Annotated in this window: 21 protein-coding genes, 2 tRNA genes and 1 pseudogene; 15 read left to right on the top strand and 9 right to left on the bottom strand. The window is 49.1% G+C overall.

Annotated elements, in window-relative coordinates; all coding sequences use genetic code 11:
* Positions 1 to 4: 4 nt before the first annotated feature.
* The 3 genes from DK872_RS09600 to DK872_RS09590 all read right to left on the bottom strand — a co-directional run bounded on the left by DK872_RS09600 (position 5) and on the right by DK872_RS09590 (position 1,497).
* Positions 5 to 703: a phosphohydrolase gene (locus DK872_RS09600; RefSeq protein WP_079517738.1), complete on the bottom strand. Its 699-nt coding sequence runs from the start codon at positions 701 to 703 to the stop codon at positions 5 to 7.
* 39 nt (positions 704 to 742) lie between these two features.
* Positions 743 to 1,000: a cell division protein DrpB gene (drpB, locus tag DK872_RS09595; RefSeq protein ID WP_007371474.1), complete on the bottom strand. Its 258-nt coding sequence runs from the start codon at positions 998 to 1,000 to the stop codon at positions 743 to 745.
* A gap of 296 nt (positions 1,001 to 1,296) precedes the next feature.
* On the bottom strand, positions 1,297 to 1,497 hold the full coding sequence (locus DK872_RS09590) for a hypothetical protein (RefSeq protein ID WP_071921000.1): 201 nt from the start codon (positions 1,495 to 1,497) through the stop codon (positions 1,297 to 1,299).
* Between the two features lie 450 nt (positions 1,498 to 1,947).
* Between DK872_RS09590 and DK872_RS09585 the strand changes: the two genes are divergently transcribed.
* The 7 genes from DK872_RS09585 to DK872_RS09555 all read left to right on the top strand — a co-directional run bounded on the left by DK872_RS09585 (position 1,948) and on the right by DK872_RS09555 (position 9,667).
* The gene (locus DK872_RS09585; protein WP_079517737.1) at positions 1,948 to 2,304 is read left to right on the top strand and encodes a YdiL family protein; all 357 of its coding nucleotides are present in this window, start codon (positions 1,948 to 1,950) and stop codon (positions 2,302 to 2,304) included.
* 57 nt (positions 2,305 to 2,361) lie between these two features.
* Entirely contained in the window at positions 2,362 to 3,564 is a 1,203-nt protein-coding gene (locus DK872_RS09580; protein ID WP_007371469.1) for an MFS transporter, read from the top strand.
* Positions 3,565 to 3,821: 257 nt separating this feature from the next.
* Positions 3,822 to 5,096: an MFS transporter gene (locus DK872_RS09575; RefSeq protein ID WP_035890257.1), complete on the top strand. Its 1,275-nt coding sequence runs from the start codon at positions 3,822 to 3,824 to the stop codon at positions 5,094 to 5,096.
* Complete coding sequence (gene ydiB, locus DK872_RS09570) at positions 5,096 to 5,962, top strand: quinate/shikimate dehydrogenase (protein WP_007371466.1); 867 nt, start codon at positions 5,096 to 5,098, stop codon at positions 5,960 to 5,962. Before DK872_RS09575 ends, ydiB begins: the two co-directional genes overlap by 1 nt.
* Before the next feature lie 25 nt (positions 5,963 to 5,987).
* Positions 5,988 to 6,746, top strand: coding sequence for a type I 3-dehydroquinate dehydratase (gene aroD, locus DK872_RS09565; RefSeq protein ID WP_035890259.1), 759 nt, complete (start codon positions 5,988 to 5,990; stop codon positions 6,744 to 6,746).
* A gap of 163 nt (positions 6,747 to 6,909) precedes the next feature.
* A complete protein-coding gene (locus DK872_RS09560) occupies positions 6,910 to 8,505 on the top strand; it encodes an acyl CoA:acetate/3-ketoacid CoA transferase (RefSeq protein ID WP_035890260.1) in 1,596 nt (531 codons plus the stop codon).
* A gap of 13 nt (positions 8,506 to 8,518) precedes the next feature.
* Positions 8,519 to 9,667, top strand: a complete 1,149-nt coding sequence (locus DK872_RS09555; RefSeq protein WP_007371463.1) for an acyl-CoA dehydrogenase — start codon at positions 8,519 to 8,521, stop codon at positions 9,665 to 9,667.
* Between the two features lie 42 nt (positions 9,668 to 9,709).
* On the opposite strand, the gene DK872_RS09550 is transcribed toward DK872_RS09555, so the two are convergent.
* Positions 9,710 to 10,621: an AraC family transcriptional regulator gene (locus DK872_RS09550; RefSeq protein WP_007371462.1), complete on the bottom strand. Its 912-nt coding sequence runs from the start codon at positions 10,619 to 10,621 to the stop codon at positions 9,710 to 9,712.
* A gap of 327 nt (positions 10,622 to 10,948) precedes the next feature.
* Between DK872_RS09550 and DK872_RS09545 the strand changes: the two genes are divergently transcribed.
* The 5 genes from DK872_RS09545 to fadK all read left to right on the top strand — a co-directional run bounded on the left by DK872_RS09545 (position 10,949) and on the right by fadK (position 16,040).
* On the top strand, positions 10,949 to 11,713 hold the full coding sequence (locus tag DK872_RS09545) for an electron transfer flavoprotein (protein ID WP_035890062.1): 765 nt from the start codon (positions 10,949 to 10,951) through the stop codon (positions 11,711 to 11,713).
* 20 nt (positions 11,714 to 11,733) lie between these two features.
* A complete protein-coding gene (locus DK872_RS09540; RefSeq protein ID WP_161518282.1) occupies positions 11,734 to 12,681 on the top strand; it encodes an electron transfer flavoprotein subunit alpha in 948 nt (315 codons plus the stop codon).
* Positions 12,682 to 12,722: 41 nt separating this feature from the next.
* A complete protein-coding gene (locus tag DK872_RS09535) occupies positions 12,723 to 14,012 on the top strand; it encodes an FAD-dependent oxidoreductase (RefSeq protein ID WP_161518281.1) in 1,290 nt (429 codons plus the stop codon).
* Complete coding sequence (locus tag DK872_RS09530) at positions 14,009 to 14,302, top strand: ferredoxin family protein (protein WP_007371457.1); 294 nt, start codon at positions 14,009 to 14,011, stop codon at positions 14,300 to 14,302. The genes DK872_RS09535 and DK872_RS09530 overlap by 4 nt, the downstream gene beginning before the upstream one ends.
* A gap of 70 nt (positions 14,303 to 14,372) precedes the next feature.
* Positions 14,373 to 16,040, top strand: a complete 1,668-nt coding sequence (gene fadK / locus DK872_RS09525) for a medium-chain fatty-acid--CoA ligase (protein ID WP_079517734.1) — start codon at positions 14,373 to 14,375, stop codon at positions 16,038 to 16,040.
* A 194-nt stretch (positions 16,041 to 16,234) separates the two neighbouring features.
* Here the strand turns inward: fadK and DK872_RS09520 are convergent, their stop codons facing one another.
* Positions 16,235 to 16,846 carry a hypothetical protein gene (locus DK872_RS09520; RefSeq protein ID WP_035890070.1) on the bottom strand — a complete coding sequence of 204 codons (612 nt, stop codon included), beginning with the start codon at positions 16,844 to 16,846 and terminating at the stop codon, positions 16,235 to 16,237.
* A 623-nt stretch (positions 16,847 to 17,469) separates the two neighbouring features.
* Positions 17,470 to 17,559, bottom strand: a tRNA-Ser gene (locus DK872_RS09515).
* A 93-nt stretch (positions 17,560 to 17,652) separates the two neighbouring features.
* On the opposite strand from DK872_RS09515, the gene mtfA reads away from it, so the two are divergent.
* The 3 genes and pseudogenes from mtfA to DK872_RS27505 all read left to right on the top strand — a co-directional run.
* Positions 17,653 to 18,450 carry a DgsA anti-repressor MtfA gene (gene mtfA / locus DK872_RS09510; protein WP_007371403.1) on the top strand — a complete coding sequence of 266 codons (798 nt, stop codon included), beginning with the start codon at positions 17,653 to 17,655 and terminating at the stop codon, positions 18,448 to 18,450.
* Positions 18,451 to 18,550: 100 nt separating this feature from the next.
* Positions 18,551 to 18,626: transfer RNA gene (locus DK872_RS09505), tRNA-Asn, on the top strand.
* Positions 18,627 to 18,779: 153 nt separating this feature from the next.
* A pseudogene (locus tag DK872_RS27505) lies at positions 18,780 to 18,886 on the top strand (DUF4102 domain-containing protein); the annotation flags it as partial.
* A 1,029-nt stretch (positions 18,887 to 19,915) separates the two neighbouring features.
* Here DK872_RS27505 and DK872_RS09500 read toward each other — a convergent pair.
* From DK872_RS09500 to DK872_RS09490, 3 genes are all read right to left on the bottom strand, one after another.
* Positions 19,916 to 21,310 carry an efflux transporter outer membrane subunit gene (locus DK872_RS09500; protein WP_007371401.1) on the bottom strand — a complete coding sequence of 465 codons (1,395 nt, stop codon included), beginning with the start codon at positions 21,308 to 21,310 and terminating at the stop codon, positions 19,916 to 19,918.
* A 105-nt stretch (positions 21,311 to 21,415) separates the two neighbouring features.
* Entirely contained in the window at positions 21,416 to 22,315 is a 900-nt protein-coding gene (locus tag DK872_RS09495; RefSeq protein WP_161518280.1) for a helix-turn-helix domain-containing protein, read from the bottom strand.
* A complete protein-coding gene (locus DK872_RS09490; RefSeq protein WP_035890072.1) occupies positions 22,305 to 22,937 on the bottom strand; it encodes a TetR family transcriptional regulator in 633 nt (210 codons plus the stop codon). The genes DK872_RS09495 and DK872_RS09490 overlap by 11 nt, the downstream gene beginning before the upstream one ends.
* Positions 22,938 to 22,982: the final 45 nt, after the last annotated feature.

The raw sequence follows: 22,982 nt of genomic DNA, 5'->3' as shown, positions 1-22,982 counted from the left end.
TCCCTTAAGTTGCTGAGGTACGAAAGCGCCGTAGCACCTCATCATCAATCCGTTGATGATCGCCCTGGAGTTCCGCGCTCAGTTTCGCCATGTAATGCACCAGAAAATCGGCGTTATGCGCAGCCAGCTCCCGCCCTTTTGCTGTCTGCATGGTGGCAGGCAGCTTCAGTAACTTACAGCGAAAATGATCGAGGGCGTAGGCTCTGTCGTCCAGTTCCCGCTCTGCGGCAAAGGGATCGTTGCCGTCAAAGAGCGCCGCGCCCATCGAACCGGAGACAGCAAACACGCGGGCCAGACCAATCGCGCCAAGCGATTCCAGCCTGTCCGCGTCCTGAACGATTTTGGCTTCCAGCGTGAGCGGTGCGATACCTGCGCTAAAGCTGTGCGCTTCAATGGCATGACGCACGGCTGGCACCGAGCCTGCGGGAAAATCAGGGAAGTCATTGGCCAGAATTTCAGCGGTTTTTTGCGCCGCCAGTACCGAGGATTGATGGCGTTGCGGGTGGTTTTTCGCAAAGCTGACAATGTCATGGAAATAGCAGGCAGCCAGCACCACCAGCCCATCAACCTGCTGCCCCAGCATCAGCGTCTGCGCGGTTTTCCACACCCGGCGAAAGTGCGACACATCATGGGCTGCATCAGCATGATTAAAGTGTTGCGTCACCCATTTATCGAAACGGTGTTGCCAGTCAGATAAATTCATTGTGCGTCCTGTCGATGAAAAGTCATTACCATAACATCTTCAGGCATCAGGATCGCGTGGGCGAGTATACCAGGCAATCGCGCCGAGTATCGCTCCCACCACGCCAAGCACCAGTACGCTGCTGAAGCTGTTGAACCCATCCGCGCTGGCTGCGCCCCTTGCGCCATTCGCGTTGCCCGAAGGCGGTCCAGGCAACCAGATATCGTTCAACAGGCTCCAGATAAACCAGACACAAAAAATCCAGAAAACCCATAACGCCAGCTTTCCCCCCAGACTTCGTTTCGCTTTATCTTCCATAATGTCGTTTTCCGCGCTGTTAAGGGTGAAAAGGAAAAGCTTCTTTCAATACGAATGTGACTACTTTCACATCATATCCCCAGAAAATGAATTTTAAAGATATATCAGCTTTATTTATATATTTTACTGTCACACGTCAGCTCGCCCTGTTTTGGTGCAAAGAAGTTCGTAAAAATAAACAGAATAAAAAAACAAAGTGTTTTAGTTTTATTTAAGGCTAAAAAATTAGTTTTCTTATTACAAAAACTGTGTAATTATCCTGACTCGTTTGTTATCCACCTTCCTTTCTTTATTTTTTACTGTCGCTCCTGTTTGACTTGTCCGATATTTATATGTCGGACTTTTTTCTTCTTATTAAAATAACCAACATCAATACCAATAACCCCTGAATTTACAGAAACCATAAATTTAAAATAACCATTAAAAACAAATGGTTGCAATGGTTCGCGAATCATAATCACATCGTGTAAAAACAGAATACCTACGATATTTCTCATTTTTATTACCTGACATCGCAGATAATTAAGGAAAAACAGGGAATAATCCTACTCAGCCCATCATGACGCTAAACATATTCTCAGACACCATGTTATTTATTGTACAAATAATTAATGGGAAAATATCATCCGGAATTATTTCTACACATAACACGACTAACGCGTAACGCTAAGGGTGCTCATCATTGAGAAACCGATCGGCAAACCTGGGCAGGAGCGACAAACAGCGGAAGTGATCCCCGATCGCACGCGCACAAGACAACGGTGACATCCGCCACTGTCGGGTTTCATTCGAAATGCGACTTGCCCACGCAGACAGCAGAATTCAGGCCGGAGCTTTACAGACCGATAACAAATAATATTGCACAAAATAGTGTGACTCTGTTCAATCCGCAATCTGCGCAATAGTGTTATTTATGCACAATCGTTTTTATATGAAGCAATTAAATTATGAACGCATATGAATTACAGGCATTACGCCATATTCTCGCGATGAGCATCGAAGAGTGCGCAACCTGGATTGCACCGGATAATACGGCAGCAGAGTGGCAGGCATGGGAAAAGGGAGAAAAAGCTATCCCAGCGGATATTGTTGAAAAATTGCTGGCGCTGAGAAAAAAAAGGCAATCGCATATTAACGCTCTCATCCAACGAATAAACAATCGCATTGGCAATAATACGATGCGTTTTTTCGTGGATTTGGCTGCGTTTCGGACGGTATATCATGATGGGGATTATCTGGACTGGAAGGTTTATCAGTCAGTGGCCGCCGAACTCTATGCGCATGATCTGGAACATCTGTGCTAAAGACGTTTGTCTGCTGACACCGCCAACGATCCATTTCACCTTCACGCCGTAAATAAAATGAAAAACACCTATCTCTCGACTGCCCTGGGTCTTTATCTGAATTACCTGGTGCACGGCATGGGGGTCATTTTAATGAGCCTCAATATGTCTTCGCTCGAACTCCAGTGGCAGACCAATGCAGCAGGAGTATCTGTTGTTATTTCCTCACTCGGTATTGGCCGGCTAAGCGTTTTGCTCTTCTCCGGAATATTGTCGGACAAATTTGGCCGTCGACCATTTATTATTCTCGGCATGCTTTGCTATCTCGCATTTTTTTTCGGCATCATCAACACACACAGCATTGTTGTGGCTTATGCGTTTGGCTTTTTAGCCGGGATCGCCAACAGTTTTCTCGACGCAGGAACCTATCCCAGCCTGATGGAAGCATTTCCGCGTTCCCCCGGCACGGCGAATGTGCTGATCAAAGCGTTTATTTCTGCGGGGCAGTTTTTATTACCGATGATCATCAGCCTGCTGGTATGGGCGGAAATCTGGTTCGGCTGGTCCTTTCTGGTTGCCGCCGCCATTATGATCCTCAACGGCCTGTTTTTACTCCGCTGCACCTTTCCCCCTCACCGTGCGCGCAAATCGCCACCGGTCGCAGACAGCACGCTTAAACACCACTGCTCCGTTATCGATCTGGCCAGCTACACATTGTATGGCTATATCTCAATGACCACTTTTTACCTTATCAGTCAGTGGCTTGCGCAATACGGTCAGTTTGTTGTCGGCATGTCGTATACCGAGTCTATCAAACTGCTCAGCGTTTACACCTGCGGTTCGCTGCTCTGCGTTTTCATTACCGCTCCACTGGTACGGAAAACCGCCAGAACCATGGCGTTATTAGTGCTGTACACTTTTATCTCGTTTGTTGCCTTGCTGACAGTATGTCTGCATCCCAGCGTTGGGATGGTGGTGATTTTTTCGTTTGTTATTGGTTTCTCCTCCGCAGGTGGCGTCGTACAAATTGGCCTGACATTGATGGCCGCCCGTTTTCCTTACGCCAAAGGAAAAGCGACCGGTATTTATTACAGCGCGGGAAGCATTGCTACTTTTACCATCCCATTAATAACGGCACGCCTCTCTGAGCACAGTATTGCTGATATTATGTGGTTTGATACTGCCATTGCGGCTATCGGTTTTCTGCTGGCACTTTTTATTGGTTTACGCAGCCGTATGGCATCCAGGCGCTCGGTGAATATGGCACCTGTCGCCGAATAACCCTCCCGATGCAATATTGTTGATGCGCTTGTGCAAAATAATACGGACGTTATTTAGCGACACAATTGATAGCGTTCAAAACGATATAAAAGCCATTTCACTTCACATTTTATCATGCAATAAACCTGGAAAATTAAGCGCCATACTATGTATGGCCGAATGTTGAAAGAACGTAAAGTAATATCTAAACTCGCGGCCAGATATCACAGTAAGCGCTGCGGGAGAAAAAATTTAAAATCTGCACGGAGCTGTGAAAAATGTCTCAGAATAAGGCTTTCAGCACCCCATTTATCCTGGCGGTAATCTGTATCTATCTTAGTTATTTCCTGCACGGCATTAGCGTTATTACGCTGGCGCAAAATATGACATCTCTGGCGGCGAAATTTTCCACCAACAATGCGGGCATTGCTTATTTAATTTCGGGCATCGGTCTGGGTCGTCTGGTCAGTATTCTGTTCTTTGGCGTTATTTCCGACAAGTTCGGTCGCCGGGCCGTTATTTTATTGGGCGTCGTATTGTATATGCTCTTTTTCTTTGGCATCCCCTCCAGCCCGAACCTGATGGTGGCTTTTGTTCTGGCTGTCTGCGTCGGTGTCGCCAACTCGGCGCTCGATACCGGAGGCTACCCGGCGTTGATGGAGTGTTTTCCGACAGCGTCCGGCTCGGCGGTGATTCTGGTAAAAGCGATGGTTTCTTTCGGGCAGATGCTCTACCCAATGATCGTCAGCTACATGCTGCTTAATGATATCTGGTACGGCTATAGCGTCATTATTCCCGGTGTTCTGTTTGTCCTGATCACGTTGATGCTGTTGAAAAGCCGCTTCCCCGGCCAGCAGGTCGATGCCAGCGTCGCCAAAGCGCTGCCGCAGATGAACAGCAAACCGCTGCCGTGGCTGGAAGGCATTGCCTCGGTATTATTCGGCGTTGCAGCCTTCTCCACCTTTTACGTCATCGTGGTATGGATGCCGAAATATGCCATGGCATTTGCCGGAATGGCGGAAGCCGACGCCCTAAAAACCATCTCTTACTACAGCATGGGATCGCTGCTGTGCGTGTTCATCTTCGCCGCACTGTTGAAGACAAAAGTACGTCCTGTCTGGGCCAACGTCTTTAACGCCGGGCTGGCGGCTATTACAGCAGCTGTTATCTATTTGTTCCCGTCGCCACTGGTGTGCAATGCCGGTGCGTTTGTTATCGGCTTTTCCGCAGCGGGCGGCATCCTGCAACTGGGTGTGTCGGTGATGTCTGAGTTCTTCCCGAAGAGCAAAGCCAAAGTCACCAGCGTCTACATGATGATGGGCGGGCTGGCGAATTTTATTATTCCGCTGATTACCGGGTATCTCTCTAACATTGGACTGCAGTACATCATCTTGCTGGATTTCTTCTTCGCACTGCTGGCCTTCCTCACCGCCGCCATTGTCTTCGTCCGTTACTACCGCGTCTTCAATATTCCTAAAAACGATGTGCGGTTCGGCGAACGGTATTTTCAAAAAACAGCTTCCGTTCACGATAAATATTCAAGGAGTCTATGATGGATGTAACTGCAAAATATGAACTGATTGGCCTGATGGCCTACCCTATCCGGCACAGTCTTTCTCCGGAAATGCAAAATAAGGCGCTGGAAAAAGCCGGGCTGCCTTTTACCTATATGGCATTTGAAGTCGATAATTCGACATTCGCCAATGCCATTGCCGGGCTGAAAGCCTTAAAAATGCGCGGCACCGGCGTCTCCATGCCGAATAAACAACTGGCGTGCGAGTATGTGGATGAATTAACCCCGGCGGCAAAACTGGTTGGCGCTATCAATACCATTGTCAACGATGATGGCTATTTACGCGGCTACAACACCGACGGTACCGGACATATCCGCGCCATCAAAGAGAGCGGTTTCGACATCAAAGGCAAAACCATGGTACTGCTGGGTGCCGGAGGGGCATCAACCGCGATTGGCGCACAAGGTGCCATTGAAGGGCTGAAAGAGATTAAACTGTTTAACCGCCGGGATGATTTCTTCGAAAAAGCCGTCGCCTTTGCCCGTCGCGTCAACGAAAACACCGATTGCGTGGTAACCGTGACAGACCTTGCGGATCAGAAAGCGTTTGCCGCTGCCCTTGCTACCGCAGACATCCTCACTAACGGCACCAAAATCGGCATGAAACCGCTGGATGATCAAAGCCTCATCAGCGATATCAGCCTGCTTCGTCCGGGTCTGCTGGTCACCGAATGCGTGTATAACCCGCATATCACCAAACTGTTGCAACAGGCGCAGCAAGCCGGGTGCAAAACCATTGATGGTTACGGCATGTTGCTGTGGCAAGGGGCTGAACAGTTCAAACTGTGGACCGGTAAAGAGTTTCCGCTGGAATACGTGAAACACGTCATGGGCTTCGAAGCCTGAAAGACCGTTGAATAAGAGGTACTGAATGAAAACGGTAAGCGTAAAAAATCTCGTGATTGGCGAAGGAGCTCCCAAAATCATCGTCTCGCTGATGGGGAAAGATATCGCCAGTGTTAAATCGGAAGCGCAGGCCTATCGTGACGCGGACTTCGATATCCTGGAGTGGCGTGTTGACCATTTCAGCAATGTCGCCTCCATTGATGCTGTGCTGGAAGCGGTATTTGTCATCCGCAATGCAATAGCGGATAAACCGTTACTGTTTACCTTCCGCAGCGCGAAAGAAGGTGGTGAACAGGCGCTATCGGCGGAGCAGTATATTGCGCTCAACCGCGCGGCAGTTGATAGCGGTCTGGTCGATATCATCGATCTGGAGCTGTTTACCGGCGAGGCGCTGGTCAAAGCCATGGTGGAACATGCGCACGCGAAAAGCGTGAAAGTTATCATGTCCAGCCACGATTTCCATAACACGCCACCAGCAGAAGAGATTGTGCAGCGCCTGCGCAAAATGCAGCAACTGGGTGCCGATATACCCAAAATCGCGCTGATGCCGAAGAACAAAACCGATGTGCTGACCCTGCTTACCGCGACGCTTGAGATGCACGAACACTATGCCGACCGCCCGCTTATTACCATGTCGATGGCAAAAGCCGGGGTCATTTCACGGCTGGCAGGTGAGGTGTTCGGCTCGGCCGCAACGTTTGGCGCGGTGAAAAAGGCCTCGGCACCAGGACAAATATCCGTTAGCGACCTGCGTATTGCCTTAACGATATTGCATCAGGCCTGAGAGAGTATATTCAGGCGGAACTAAACGTTTTCGCCCTACATTAAATAATGCCCGGACATGAATATTTTCAAATATTCAGCGGACGCGCTCGGCTTTAATTCACGGTTGAATACCGGCGAATAAAGCCAGATATCCGCACCGCACGGACATCCCAGGAGTCATTATGAAACCTGAAAGACCCTCACGCCTCAATGGACGCGTGACTGTACTGTCAGCGCAGGAAGCGGTGGAATATATTCCCGACGAAGCCACGCTGTGCATTTTAGGCGCAGGTGGCGGCATTCTCGAAGCCACCACATTGATCACCGCGTTAGCCGATAAATATAAACAGACGCAAACACCGCGAAACCTTTCCATTATCAGCCCAACCGGACTTGGCGACCGTGCCGATCGCGGGATCAGCCCGCTGGCACAGGAAGGCCTGGTGAAATGGGCACTGTGCGGACACTGGGGACAATCGCCGCGCATCTCCGATCTGGCAGAACAAGGTAAAATTGCCGCCTACAACTACCCGCAAGGCGTATTAACACAGACGCTTCGCGCCGCGGCGGCCCACCAGCCCGGCATCCTTAGCGATATCGGACTGGGCACCTTCGTTGACCCCCGCCAGCAAGGCGGCAAGCTGAATGAAGTCACCCAGGAAGATCTGATCAAACTGGTCGAGATCGATAACAAAGAGTACCTCTACTACAAAGCCATTGCCCCGGACATCGCGTTTATCCGCGCCACCACCTGTGACAGCGAAGGATATGCCTCGTTTGAAGATGAAGTGATGTATCTGGATGCACTGGTACTGGCGCAGGCGGTGCATAACAACGGCGGGATTGTGATGATGCAGGTGCAGAAAATGGTGAAAAAAGCCACGCTGCATCCGAAATCAGTGCGCATTCCGGGTTACCTGGTGGATATCGTGGTAGTGGATCCCAACCAGACGCAGTTGTACGGCGGCGCACCGGTGAACCGCTTTATCTCTGGTGATTTCACGCTCGACGACAGTACGCAACTTACCCTGCCCCTCAATCAGCGCAAGCTGGTGGCGCGCCGCGCCTTATTTGAGATGCGCAAAGGCGCGGTGGGAAATGTGGGGGTCGGTATTGCCGACGGCATCGGCCTGGTGGCGCGTGAAGAAGGCTGTGCCGATGATTTCGTGCTGACGGTGGAAACCGGGCCGGTCGGTGGCATCACCTCGCAAGGTGTGGCGTTCGGTGCCAACGTCAATACTCGCGCCATTCTCGATATGACCTCGCAGTTTGATTTCTACCACGGCGGCGGCCTTGATGTGTGTTACCTGAGCTTTGCCGAAGTGGATCAACACGGCAACGTCGGCGTGCATAAATTCAATGGCAAAATTATGGGCACCGGCGGGTTTATTGATATTAGCGCCACCTCACGAAAAATTGTGTTCTGCGGCACGCTGACTGCCGCCGGGCTGAAGACCGAGATTACCGACGGCCAGTTGCGCATTGTGCAGGAAGGCCGGGTGAAAAAATTCATTAGCACGCTGCCAGAAATTACCTTCAGCGGAAAAATCGCCCTCGAACGCGGGCTGGACGTCCGTTACATCACCGAACGCGCAGTATTTACCCTGAAAGAGGACGGTCTCCATTTAATGGAGATTGCGCCGGGCGTCGATCTGCAAAAAGACATTCTGGACAAAATGGCGTTCACGCCGGTGATTTCTCCCGACCTGAAACTGATGGATCCACGCTTATTTATCGATGCCACCATGGGGTTTGTGTTACCCGAAGCGGCCAATTAACAGGAGTACGATAATGGATTTCTCTTTAACCGAAGAGCAGGAACTGCTGCTTGCCAGCATCCGGGAACTCATTACCAGCAACTTCCCGGAAGAGTATTTCCGTACCTGCGATCAGACAGCAACTTACCCACGCGAATTTATGCGTGCACTCGCCGATAACGGCATCTCTATGCTCGGCGTGCCAGAAGAGTTCGGCGGCATCCCGGCAGATTATGTCACGCAGATGCTGGCGCTGATGGAAGTATCAAAATGCGGCGCACCGGCATTCCTGATCACCAACGGCCAGTGCATCCACAGCATGCGTCGTTTCGGCTCCGCTGAGCAGCTACGGAAAACGGCGGAAAGTACGATGGAAACCGGCGATCCGGCGTATGCGCTGGCATTAACCGAACCGGGAGCGGGTTCCGATAACAACAGTGCCACCACCAGCTACACGCGCAAAAACGGCAAGGTCTACCTGAACGGGCAGAAAACCTTCATTACCGGGGCGAAGGAATACCCTTACATGCTGGTGCTGGCGCGCGATCCGCAGCCTAAAGATCCGAAAAGAGCCTTTACGCTGTGGTGGGTGGACGCGAAAAAACCGGGGATCAAAGTTAACCCGCTGCACAAAATCGGCTGGCATATGCTCAGCACTTGCGAAGTGTATCTCGACAATGTCGAAGTTGAAGAGAGCGATATGGTCGGCGAAGAAGGCATGGGCTTTCTCAATGTGATGTACAACTTTGAAATGGAACGCCTGATCAACGCCGCCCGCAGTACCGGCTTTGCCGAATGCGCGTTTGAAGATGCTGCCCGCTATGCCAATCAGCGCATTGCTTTCGGTAAACCAATTGGCCATAACCAGATGATCCAGGAAAAACTGGCGTTAATGGCGGTAAAAGTTGAGAACATGCGCAATATGGTACTGAAAGTGGCCTGGCAGGCCGATCAGCAGCAGTCCCTGCGCACCAGCGCTGCACTGGCGAAGCTGCACTGCGCCCGTACCGCACAGGAGGTGATTGATGATGCCATCCAGATTATGGGTGGGCTGGGTTATACCGATGAAGCGCGCGTCTCTCGTTTCTGGCGGGATGTACGTTGTGAACGCATCGGTGGCGGCACTGACGAGATCATGATTTACATCGCAGGACGCCAGATTCTGAAGGATTACCAGGATTAAAACTGCGCTGTAGCTCCCGGCGCGCCGGGAGCTACAGGAAAATTAATACAGCACTTTTTCCGGCACGTAAAAATCGGACAGATACTCTGATTCAACCACGTTATTTTTAAATTGCCGACGGTAGTCGCTGGGTGAGCAACCACCATGACGCAGAAAGAGCTTGGCAAAATGATCGACGTTTTCGTATCCCACGCGCCAGGAGATTTCGGCCAGCGAATTGTCGGTATTGGTCAGCGCAAATTTGGCTTCCGTCATCCGCCGCTGAATCACATAGTTGATGGGAGAAATACGGTATTCTTTAGTAAATTCGTGACAGATATAACTGACACTGGCGTGAAATTGTTTTGACAACTGTTCGAGCGTTATTTTTTTACGGTAGTTGTTATTCAGATAAACCAGAATATCTTTAATTAATGCATCTTTTTTAATATACCCCTGCTCCGATCGGTAAGCGTTTTTAAAGTTTTCGAAGTACAACACCGTCAGCGCATAAGCAAAAGCATCATAGACCGAAGATGTTAATGTATTTTTACTTTGCGGCAACATTACGCTCAATTCATGAAAGATGCTGGTAATCACCTCTTTTGCCTGCCCGGCAGAAATGACCGGACACGAATGCGGTTGCAACAGTTGGTTCTCTTCCCAGCCGCGAAAACGAAAGCCATACAGCGCGCAGGTATAGGTAGTGGCAGGCGCGTTCGCATCGGAAGTGACGGCGTGTAACCGCCCCCGCTCAATCACCACAATATCGTTCTCGTGCGCGACATACAGCGACGAATCAATGATTAATCGTGCAATCCCTTTTTTGACAAAAATAAGCTCAGTTTCATTATCGTGAACATGATGCCCGGATTCCCAGGTTGGGTCATCGCTGATGACAAAGCGCGAAAATCGGGGCGTTTCCCCCTGCACGAAAAGGGGTTCCACGGCATTATCAAAGCATCGCTGATACATGACAACCTCACATGTTAAGAATAAGCCTGAACAAAATAATAAGGGTAAAATAGAGCGACTACTGCGGTTATTCAACACTCCTTCGCTGTTGCAGAACAAGATTATTTGCCCGGCATGCAAGATAATATGTTTACGCCTGAAAATTAATTTCCCTCACTTTTATTTTGCCTGGGCGATCTCACTTTTTTTGCAAGATTGTTAGCAACGAAAACAAATTGTCCCGTCGAAAAGCGCATCCCGCTATCGCACACTGTTTCCAGTCACTTTTTACTTTCCGTCGATATTGGCGCTACGTCCAATATTCGCCCGCGACTCACAGGAGATGCCATGAAAATAATAGCCTGCTTCAAACTGGTACCTGAGGAACAGGACATCGTGGTCACGCCCGACCACGCGCTCAGCTTTGACAATGCAGCAGCGAAGATCAGCCAGTTCGATCTCAATGCTATCGAAGCGGCGACGCAGCTCGCCAGCGATGATGATGAGATTGCCGCCCTGACCGTTGGCGGTTCGCTGCTGCAAAATTCAAAAGTGCGTAAAGACGTACTTTCTCGCGGCCCGGACAGCCTGTTTATGTTGCAGGATGCGCAACTGGAACATGCCCTGCCGAAAGAAATCGCCCAGGCGCTGGCGGCGGCGGCAGAGAAGATGGGCTTCGATCTGATGCTGTTTGGCGAAGGTTCCGGGGATCTCTACGCCCAACAGGTGGGCTTGCTGGTTGGTGAGATCCTGCAACTGCCGGTGATTAACGCCGTCAGCAACATCCAGCGTAACGGCGACAAACTCAGCATTGAGCGCACGCTGGAAGAGGAGGTCGAAGTAATCGAACTGGCGCCACCCGCCGTTCTCTGTGTCACTTCCGATATAAACGTCCCGCGTATTCCTTCGATGAAAGCCATCCTTGGTGCGGGTAAAAAACCGGTCAACCAGTGGCAGGCCAGCGACATTGGCTGGAGCCCGTCCTCACCGCTGGCGGAACTGATGGAAATCACCGTACCACCAGCCACCACGCGCAAACACATCATCCTCGACAATGATTCACCCGAAGCGATTGCCCAACTGGCTGAACTCGTGAAAAAAGCCCTCAATTAAGCCCAACGGAGAAGAACACCATGAGTCAATTAACCCATGTCTGGGTACTGAGCGATAACGCAGAACGCTATGCCGAATTACTGTCCGGCGCACGCCTTTGGGGCCAGCAGGTACATGCCATCGTCTATGGCGCAGAACAGGTCAAGCGAGTCCAGTCTCTGGGCGCCGACAACGTGATAGTGCTTGAACCCCACTCTGAACTGCAACGCATTGAAAATTTCGCTGAGACTCTTGCGGCGCGGATCGGGCCGGACGCTGCCGGTCAGCCATCATTACTGCTGATGGCCGCGACAAAACGGTGCAAAGCGCTGGGCGCGCGGTTGAGCGTGCAATTGAACGCGGCGATGGTTAATGACGCCACGGCTGTCACCATTGCCGACAGCAGCGTCTGTGCGGAACACCGTATGTACGGTGGTCTGGCGTTTGGGAAAGAGAAACTCAACGGCTCGCTCGCCATCATTACCCTCGCATCCGGCGTACTGGAGCCTACGGCCGCAGATTCGTCGCGCACCTGCCCGGTTGTCACTGCGGACTATATTGCGCCGCGCCACGAGATCCGTTGTCTGGAACGCCGCGCGAAAACGCTGAGCAGTGTGGATCTGAGTAAAGCGAAACGCGTGGTGGGTGTTGGCCGTGGCCTGGCGGCGAAAGATGACCTTGCGATGGTACGAGAACTGGCCAGCGTGCTGGGTGCGGAAGTGGGTTGCTCGCGCCCGATTGCCGAAGGCGAAAACTGGATGGAACGCGAACGTTATGTGGGCGTCTCCGGCGTACTGCTGAAATCCGATCTCTACCTGACGCTGGGGATTTCCGGGCAGATCCAGCATATGGTCGGCGGCAATGGCGCCAAAGTGATCGTCGCCATCAACAAAGATAAAAACGCGCCGATTTTCAATTACGCCGATTACGGTCTGGTGGGCGATATCTACAAAGTCGTCCCGGCCCTGATCGGTGAATTGAGCCACTAAGATACGTATCCCGCAGGCGCTGCGGGAAGGGAGCATAACGCATGTCGGATGAAAAATTTGACGCCATCGTAGTGGGCGCGGGCGTGGCGGGAACGGTGGCGGCTTATGTGATGGCCAAAGCCGGACTGGATGTACTGGTTATTGAACGCGGCAACAACGCGGGCAGTAAGAATATGACCGGCGGCCGACTCTACGCGCACAGTATTGAGCGCATCATGCCCGGTTTCGCGCAGCGCGCGCCCATTGAGCGCACGGTCACGCGGGAGAAAATCTCCTTTTTAACCGATGACAACGCCGTCACCCTCGATTTTCAACGCGAGAAATCTGAGCTCGCGGAGCAGGCCTCCTATACCGTGCTGCGTAGCCGACTCGATCCGTGGCTGATGGAGCAAGCCGAAGAAGCGGGCGCGCAATTTATTCCGGGTGTCCGGGTGGATGCGTTGATCCGTGAAGTCAATCAGGTCACCGGCGTGCAGGCAGGTGATGACATTCTTGAGGCCAATGTGGTGATTCTCGCTGACGGTGTCAATTCGCTGCTGGGACGTTCTCTGGGGATGGTGCCGGCGCCCTCGCCGCACCATTATGCCGTGGGCGTGAAGGAACTGATTAGCCTGTCGACCACGCAAATCGACGATCGCTTTAATCTCTGCGGGAACGAAGGTGCCGCCTGGCTGTTTGCTGGCTCTCCATCGAATGGCCTGATGGGCGGCGGTTTTCTCTATACCAATCGGGAGTCGGTATCGATTGGTCTGGTTTGCGGGCTGGGAGAGATGGGTCAGGCCCGGAAAAGCGTGCCGCAAATGCTGGAGGACTTTAAACAGCATCCAGCTATTCGCCCGCTGATTCAGGGCGGGAAATTGCTGGAATACTCGGCGCATATGGTGCCGGAAGGTGGTCTCGCGATGATCCCGCAACTGGTCAGCGACGGGGTGATGATCGTGGGTGATGCTGCCGGGTTGTGCCTCAATCTGGGCTATACGGTACGCGGTATGGACTTAGCCATCGCTTCGGCGGAAGCCGCGGCCAATACCGCGATTGCCGCCAGAGCGCAGCAAGATTTTTCGGCTCACGCACTTTCGGCCTATAAACGCGCGCTGGAGCAGAGCTTCGTGATGCGCGATATGCAGCATTTCCGCAAGCTCCCTGCCCTGATGGAAAACCCGCGTCTGTTTACCCAGTATCCGCAAATGGTGGCAGGCATCATGAATGATATGTTCACGGTTGACGGTAGCCCGAATCAGCCAGTACGCAAAATGATGATGTCTCACATGAAGAAAATCGGCCTGCTGAATTTACTGAAAGACGGCATCAAAGGGGCGACTGCACTATGAGCCAGGAGAATAACGTTAACGTTGACGTCAAACTGGGCGTCAATAAATTCCATGTTGATGAAGGCCATCCGCACATTATTCTGGCCGATAACCCCAACATTGATGAGTTTCGCAAACTGCTCAACGCCTGTCCTGCCAATCTCTACAAGCAGGATGCGCAGGGCAATATCCATTTCGACTGCGCCGGTTGCCTTGAATGCGGCACCTGCCGTGTGTTGTGCGGGGAAACCATTCTCGAACACTGGAACTACCCGGCAGGGACCTTCGGTGTTGACTTCCGCTACGGTTGAGCCCAAATCCGCCTGAAATTCATGCAAAAACATCCACTACGTTTAACGGTTTATTGACCAGGAAGAGTCCATGAGTGTCACGATAACGTTTAATGCTGAACGTCGGGAAGCGTACCGACGGCAAGGATATTGGGGCGATGCATCGCTGGGCGATTACTGGCACCAGACCCTGCGCGCGATGCCGGACAAACTCGCCGTGGTGGATAATCATGGTGATTCATACACCTATGCGGCGCTTGATCACGCCGCAAGTTGCCTGGCAACATGGTTGCTTAACAGCGGTATTCAACCGGGCGATCGCGTCGCATTTCAGCTACCGGGCTGGTGTGAATTCACGGTGATTTACCTGGCCTGCCTGAAAACCGGCGCGGTGTCTGTGCCGCTGCTGCCCGCCTGGCGTGAAGCGGAACTGGTGTGGGTATTAAATAAATGCCAGGCAAAAATCTTCTTTGCCCCAACGCTGTTTAAGCAGACGCGTCCGGTCGATTTGATCCTGCCACTGCAAAACCAGTTACCCTGGCTACAACGCATTGTCGGCGTGGATAAGCTGGCACCGGCAACCACGTCGCTTAGCTTCCGGCAACTGGTGCAGGAGAACGCCCCACTACATGCACCGCGCGAAGTTCACGGCGATGAACTGGCCGCCGTGCTGTTTACCTCCGGCACCGAGGGAATGCCGAAAGGCGTGATGTTAACCCATAACAATATTCTCGCCAGTGAACGAGCCTACTGCGCGCGGTTGAATCTCACCTGGCAGGATGTGTTTCTGATGCCTGCACCGCTCGGTCATGCAACCGGCTTTTTGCACGGCGTCACCGCGCCCTTTCTGATCGGTGCTCGCAGTGTATTGCTGGATATTTTCACCCCGGAGGCCTGTCTCGCACTGCTGGAGCAACAGCGTTGCACCTGTATGCTCGGCGCCACGCCGTTTGTGTATGACATCTTGTGCGCCCTCGGCAAACAGCCGGCCGATCTTTTATCGCTGCGTTTCTTTCTTTGCGGTGGAACCACTATCCCCAAAAAAGTGGCGCAGGGTTGTCAGCAGCTTGGGATCAAGCTGTTAAGCATTTACGGTTCGACGGAGAGTTCGCCCCACGCGTTGGTGAATCTCGATGATCCGCTGCCGCGCATGATGAATACCGATGGCTATGCCGCTGCCGGTGTGGAAATTAAAGTGGTGGATGAGTCGCGCAAAACGCTGCTGCGCGGTATGGAAGGAGAAGAGGCCTCGCGCGGCCCGAATGTGTTTATGGGCTATCTGGATGAGCCGGAACTGACTGCCAGGGCGCTGGATGACGAGGGCTGGTACTACAGTGGCGATCTCTGCCGGATGGACGACGCGGGCTATATCAGCATTACCGGGCGTAAAAAAGATATTATCGTGCGCGGCGGCGAGAACATCAGCAGCCGCGAAGTGGAAGATGTGCTGTTACAGCATCCGGCCATTGAGGATGCCTGCGTGGTAGCGATGCCCGACGAACGTCTGGGGGAACGCTCATGCGCTTATCTGGTGTTGAAAACGCGGGAGCCACCGCTACGCCTGGAGGATGTGGTGGCTTTTTTCAGCCGTAAGCGGATGGCGAAGTATAAATACCCAGAGCGCATCGTCATCGTCGATAAGCTGCCCAGAACATCATCCGGTAAGATCAAAAAGTTCCTGCTGCGCCAGGACATCATCCAGCGGATGAGCAAAGAGAGCGACTGCACCAGCCCGCAAAGGCGCTACTCGCACTCGTAGCGTTGCATAAGATGATGGTAATAAACGCATCCGTAAATGACGCCTGGTAAACAGATGATGAGCGTCGTTTCTGACCCTGTGGCAACGCGACCTGCCGGTTACGTTGCCACAGGATTTACTGACAAGTAAATGGCACGGGATTGGCGCTATCAGTATCAGAGAGCGGAGAAATGTTCCGTCTTGCCACCTGTATTCTATCCGGTAATAACCGTACGATATTGATTCGGTTGATTTTTGGCACGGGGTGCGACTTGAATGCCGTTTTTCATTACATATCGTGTCCCTTTAAAATCTCTTTTAATATCCCCTTTTATTATCTTGTATTTTCCAGGTGTATAAGAGGTGCCATATTTCAGATCGTAAATATATTGCCCTTTATCACCGGAAGAAGACGGGCCGCTAATATAAGAAAATGAAATCCCATCCCTGAGCATTTTTTCACCAAGCACCCGCAACCATTCTCGCTCGCCAATATGGCAACAATGGAATTTTAATACTCCAATGCGTTTCAAACCCCATAGTTTTAGATAATAAATAAAATCGTCTGTCATTTTTGCATAGCGCAATCCAAACTCAGTCGAATGACTGACGATAATTAATTTATCATTCTCACCCATATCGGCGCAGAAATCCCTTACGAAGCCACCGAACAAAATATCCCTGTAATCTGGATATCTTTTTTTTATGAAAGCATAGGTATCCGGCTCGGTGTACTTGAGATCATCAAGAATAATGCATCTAACCTTTCCATATTTCCACACAGCCGGGATACTTGTCGTCCCATAACGCCTTAAAAAATCAAACATAGCCTCTCCGATTAATAATAAAATGAGCGAAACTGGTAAAAATAAGTTGAACGCGAGAAAAACCCAGGTCAATAAAACAATCAAATTAATATTTAAAGATATTTTTATTTGAGCTTATAAGCACAGAGATAATAAGCTCAGAAACATTTACATACTTCAGTTATTACCTTCAGCCATGGCAACTTCCAGTAATAATGAAAACGATAGTTAATAATAATTGTAAGAAGCAATATTACTGATTGCTACAATTAACATCTTATTTAAAACAGTATTTCTCAGGTCAATATAAAGAAGAGATAAACAGCACGGCACACTCACTGCTGACAGGAAAAAGAGCGAATGCAGATCGCTGTTAAGTAACGCAGAGCCAGCGCATAATCATTGTGCCCGGCAGGTCAAATGTGCGGCTTCGCAACGCAAAGACATCAAAAGGAACGCGCGCACTTGCGACGATCAAAATGGTCAAACCAGAGCGAGAGGAATCTGAGGTAAAAATAATAAATCGCATTACGTTTTATGAGATATGTGCACATGACAGATTTATCCATGATGTGTAACATTCATGAAGTACAAGCGAGGCATTTCCGGAATAAAATCAGTAAGAAACAACCGATTGGGTGAAGTGGCGGAGAGAGGGGGATTTGAACCCCCGGTAGAGTTGCCCCTACTCCGGTTTTCGAGACCGGTCCGTTCAGCCGCTCCGGCATCTCTCCGTTCAGATGGTTGCCATGATGCCAGGTAATTTGGCATTTTAACAGACCCTGTCCCGTTAATTTGGTTCAAGTGGCGAGTTTGCGAGCAAAACGATGATTAAGTGGCCCTGGAAAACAAAAGACTCCGCTGATGAGGCGACGTTCCCGTGGGAAGAAGCACTAAACGCCCCGGTATTAGCAAATTTATCGCCTGATGAGCAGGTTAAACTTGTTCAGCTTGCGGATCGCTTTTTACAACAAAAGCGGCTGGTTCCATTACAAGGATTCGATTTAGACGCCTTAAAGAGCGCGCGCATCAGTCTGCTCTTTTGTCTGCCCGTGCTGGAGCTGGGCCTCGAATGGCTGGATGGTTTTCACGAAGTGTTGATTTACCCGGCTCCGTTCGTGGTGGACGATGAGTGGGAAGATGATATCGGCCTCGTGCATAACCAGCGCATGGTGCAATCCGGTCAGAGCTGGCAACAGGGGCCGATTATCCTTAACTGGCTCGACATTCAGGATTCGTTTGATGCTTCCGGCTTCAATCTGATTATCCACGAAGTTGCGCATAAGCTGGATACGCGTAATGGCGACAGAGCCAGCGGCATCCCGCTGATCCCACTGCGTGAAGTGGCTGGCTGGGAGCATGATTTGCGCGCCGCCATGGATAATATTCAGGATGAAATCGATCTGGTGGGAGAAAGCGCAGCCAGCATTGATGCCTATGCGGCAACCGATCCCGCAGAGTGTTTCGCCGTGCTGTCGGAGTATTTCTTCAGCGCTCCCGAACTCTTCGCCCCGCGTTTCCCGGCATTGTGGCAACGCTTCTGCCACTTCTACCAGCAGGATCCGCTCAACCGCCTGCGCGGTCAGACCGGCGGTTACCACGAAGGGATAAACCAGGTACATTAAAACAGCACGTTGTGCTTTAATTAGCCAATTGAATCAGCGGGTTAAATTTAGTATTGACACACCAGTACGGGGCCAGTACTATGCGCCCCGTTCACACGATTCCTCTGTAGTTCAGTCGGTAGAACGGCGGACTGTTAATCCGTATGTCACTGGTTCGAGTCCAGTCAGAGGAGCCATCTTTCAGTTCTCATGCATCCTTGCGAATCTTTATCTGATGTTGATTCAACAGGTTAGCGTGAAACCCCTTTCCCGATGTCTTTTCTGTTTTTCCTCCGCATCGGGAAATGTTAGTGGTCTGCTTCAGCTCAACTATAGAGTGACCAGCAACACTGCGTAACGGCACCAGAATCCACAGTCTTAAACCTTCCCGTAACCTTATAAAGTCTCTGATTCACACGGTCTGCACCTGTATGCCAATCCAGGCGGCTCACATCTTTGACATCTCAAATATCATATTCTTGTCCGCTGGTTTCATTGAGGGACTGAGTCACATTATCAGGGTTCAGCCGATCAGCGATTGAAAACTGAATGCACTAATCTGCGGGACTCCTGGACTCAATAAGCAGCACTTCCCCTATATCAATTCATTTCCTTCGTCCGTGAACTACCGCTGCGAATAGATACGCAGGCAATCGTTAAGCCCTAATCATTTGAATAAAATCATAACGCGTAATCTTTTCATTATAACGAGGGAAAATGGCAGTAATTATGCAAAAACAATAAGTAAATTCACTATATTTTCACAAAACCGCCCCACTCTCCCCATAAGAAGGTTGACAAGTGCAGATGAATTAGTATGATCATACTAAGCCATCCGTCAATAAGCTTTCCGTTGAAGATTTTATAAAATAAAATGGCTAAGACCGGAAAAATAAAAGATTAACACACCTTTCACCCTCAAAATGATTAATAATAACAATGAAAAAATCAAAAGCTAAAAATTGTTTATTAATATGCTTCTCAATTCTCTTTTTTAGCATGTTAATAATGTTATCTTCGTTCTATTTTTCACGTCTGACCGAGTATGTGTTATTCAATTACTTGTTTAGATACAGTATTGTTGGTGTAGTTATAGGATTGGCTATCATACACATTACATGCATATTGCTCACAGGTTATCTTATTTACCTTTTATTTAGAAAGTAAAAATTCAGGCAGTCGCATTTTAAATAAAATTTATTTTTAAGTAATAGTCACAAAAAGAAGTAAAAAGCCCTGTTATTCCTGCGTAAAAAAGTTGTTATATCTAATATCCCCAGAGCCAATATTCGAACGATTATACGTATCTAACATAGAAGTACCTCTGATTTCCTTTCCCCTAATACAGCCAGTATTCGTCTTAGTTAAAAAATCTTTTTCACCTGAGGTGAAGAATTGAGATTGTTCTCTGATTTCATCTGTCACCTCAAGCTGAATAGATAAAAGTTAAATGACGGCAATTGGCCGTCATTTCTTGATTCAGGTGCTATGCTTTCCAGCCGCCACCGAGAACTTTATAAAGAGTAACCTGCTGTGTTATTTCACTTAAACGAGTCGAAATTTCAGTTTTCCTTGCCTGAAATAAAGATCGTTCAGCGACAAGCACATTGAGATACCCATCCACACCTTCCTGATATCGGCTATTCGCAAGAGTGTAGTAACGTTGATTTGCCGCGGTGTCTTGTACCCGAGCAGCCAGTTCATGTTTATAGGTCGCTTGACCCGCCAGAGCATCCGAAACCTCCTTAAATGCCTGCTGTATAGCTTTTTCATAATTTGCTATTTCAATTCTTTTGGAAATTTCCGCAACGTCAAGATTGGCTTTGTTTTTTCCCCCATCAAATATTGGTACGCTTATGCTGGGAACGAATGACCAGGCAGCCGTGCCCCCTTCAAGCAAATGTCCAAGACTATCTGAAGCCGATCCTCCGGAAGCAGTAAGGCTGATGGTAGGAAAGAAAGCGGCTCTGGCCGCGCCAATATTCGCATTAGCTGCCTTAAGAGTATGTTCGGCAGCAATAATATCCGGCCTGTTTGTCAGGACTTCTGATGATATTCCGTCAGGCAACGCCGGGAAATTCCATGCTTTAAGTAAAGTCGCATTTTCTACAATATTGGCCGGTATGTTCGTACCCAGTAATAGCTGTAAAGCATTTGTATCCTGTTTAACCTGACGGGTGTATTGGTAAACTTCAGCCTCAGCGCTTCTTAATGACGTTTCCGCCTGAACAACATCCTGTTCGTTTGCGATGTCCATCGCATACCGTTGTTTAGTCAGATCATACGTTTTACGCTGACTTTTAGCGGTATCTGTCGCCACATTAAGTAAATCCTTATCCGCGCAAAGGGTCAAATAGCCCGATACGACCTCTGATACAAGACTAATTTGTGTGGCGTGAGCAGTAGCCTCAGTCGAAAGATAATTTTCAAGCGCCTGTGCTTTCAAACTTCTAAGCCTGCCAAAGAAGTCAATTTCCCAGGATGTTACACCAAGATTCGCTTCATATTGCTGGTATGACACAGGCCCGGAAGTCTGGGTAGAATAGAGATTGCCAGGCAGATGAGCCGAAGTCTGGCTACCATTAGCCTCGATGGTTGGTAATAAAGCGGCTCTTTCAATCCTGTACTGTGCTCTGGCTGACTCTATATTTAAAGCAGCAACTCTGAGATCTCTATTATTTTTAAGGGATAATCCTATCAGGAGTTTTAACGTGTCATCATCGAAAAACTTTTGCCATGCAAGATCTGAAGTTTTATTCCTGTACGCATTACTCTCCCATTTCCCGGAAACAGGTACCGATGGGCGTTCATACTTCGGCTGTAAGTTGCAGGCCGTCAGAGTTAAGAGTACCGGTATAACAATAAATAGATGTTTCTTCATAACCTATCCTTCTGAGGATAATCATATTGCAATGTCTGAATTCTAAGCCCGGTGACTATCTTAGAAGTGCACCTGACTGTTTGAAACGGTCGCTTTATACACGCATTACATAAATCTGCCTGAAACAGATTTATGTAATACATCAGCACATGGCACTAAATAGCTACAAGTTATAAAACTTGAATGTAATGAATGTTTCTTCGACCCAGGAAGAAAATAACGCTCTATATCATTACCCTTTCTTCTTGTGATATCTAATCTGGGCAAATGATAACGGTTCACGTCCATGATAAATTGCTGAAACCCGGCTTTTATACCCGAATAATTAAATTGTGCATAATGACCTTCAGGTATTATTATTTTTTGTACTTTACTCTTCATAGAATATAAATTCTGATAATCTGTTGCTGTAAAGTACTTGATAACAACGCCTGAATTTACTGCGATATTGGGTTCAAAATGGCTGATACCATAGACGTAAGAAGGTAGCTCCTGGTAGTCCCTGAGATACCTGTTAAAAAAATTCATCCGCACATCTATATTGAACTTACAGAGATCTTCAAAAGCACAAGGGAAAGAGTGTTCTATGCCGAGAAAAATTTGTTCTGGTAATGAAATAATGTCCGGTTTGGGTACCGGATGAATTATCCTCTGATATGGCGGGTAGAGCTGTGAACAATCCCATTCAGTGTTATTTCTGTACCTTGCAGGAGTCTGATGAAAGTAACTTTTGAATGAACGGGTGAAAGCCTGCTGCGTAGTAAAACCATATTTCAAAGAGATATCGAGAATATGTGTTTTAGTTATCTGTAATTCAGCAGCCGCGGCGGATAATTTTCTTAGCCGGATATACCTGCTTAGAGTAACTCCCGTTAACGCATGATAAACCCGCTGTAAATACCATTTCGAATATCCTGACTTAGCCGCCACAATATCCAGGGATAATTTTGATGCGAGTTGAGATTCTATCCATTCTGTAAGATCATAAATAAAATCATTTTTCATTACACACCGCCTTATTCCCAATAGCCATATCAAAAGCAAAATCCAGCGCTGATTGAGAGTAACGATAAAGCAAAGTATCGTTTGGCATCATAACTATCGACCTGAGCGCTCCCATAAAAACATAGAAAATCATCGAGCTGAGTATTGTTGTCGAAATATCAGCATGAATCCTTCCATTTTTTTGGGCTTCGGATAAAACAGAATCTATCATGACGAATAATTTATCCATCTTATTCCCCACCAGAATATCATGGTTATTTACTTCGTCAGGATATTCATAGCGGAAGACAGTCATCTCGATAACATTTTGAAGATGTTTGTTTCTCTTAACGCATTCAATTTCCCTTAACAAACAGTGGCGTAACGCCATAACAGATTCGGCACGCATTACAAGATCTTCAACTTCCGTAAAAAGTAAGAGAGGTGTGCGCTCAATAACCTGTTTAAAAAGATCGTTCTTTTCCCTGAAATGCCAATAAATAGCGCCTCGCGTACAGCCCGCTTTTATTGCTATCATCTGTAACGTTGTGCGATAAATACCTGAATCCCGAAAGCATTGCTCAGCCGCATCCAGAATATGCTCGCGGGTTTCTTCAGCATCTTGCTTGGTTCGTCTGGCCATTTTCAAGCCTCCAGAATAAATTAAAATTTATCGTATCTACATTAC

It is taken from the genome of Kosakonia sp. MH5 (genome assembly GCF_009935945.1).
In the GTDB taxonomy this organism is placed as follows: Bacteria; Pseudomonadota; Gammaproteobacteria; order Enterobacterales; family Enterobacteriaceae; genus Kosakonia; species Kosakonia radicincitans.
Note: the sequence above shows the minus strand (reverse complement) of the source record. Positions and strands in the feature narration are given on the sequence as shown.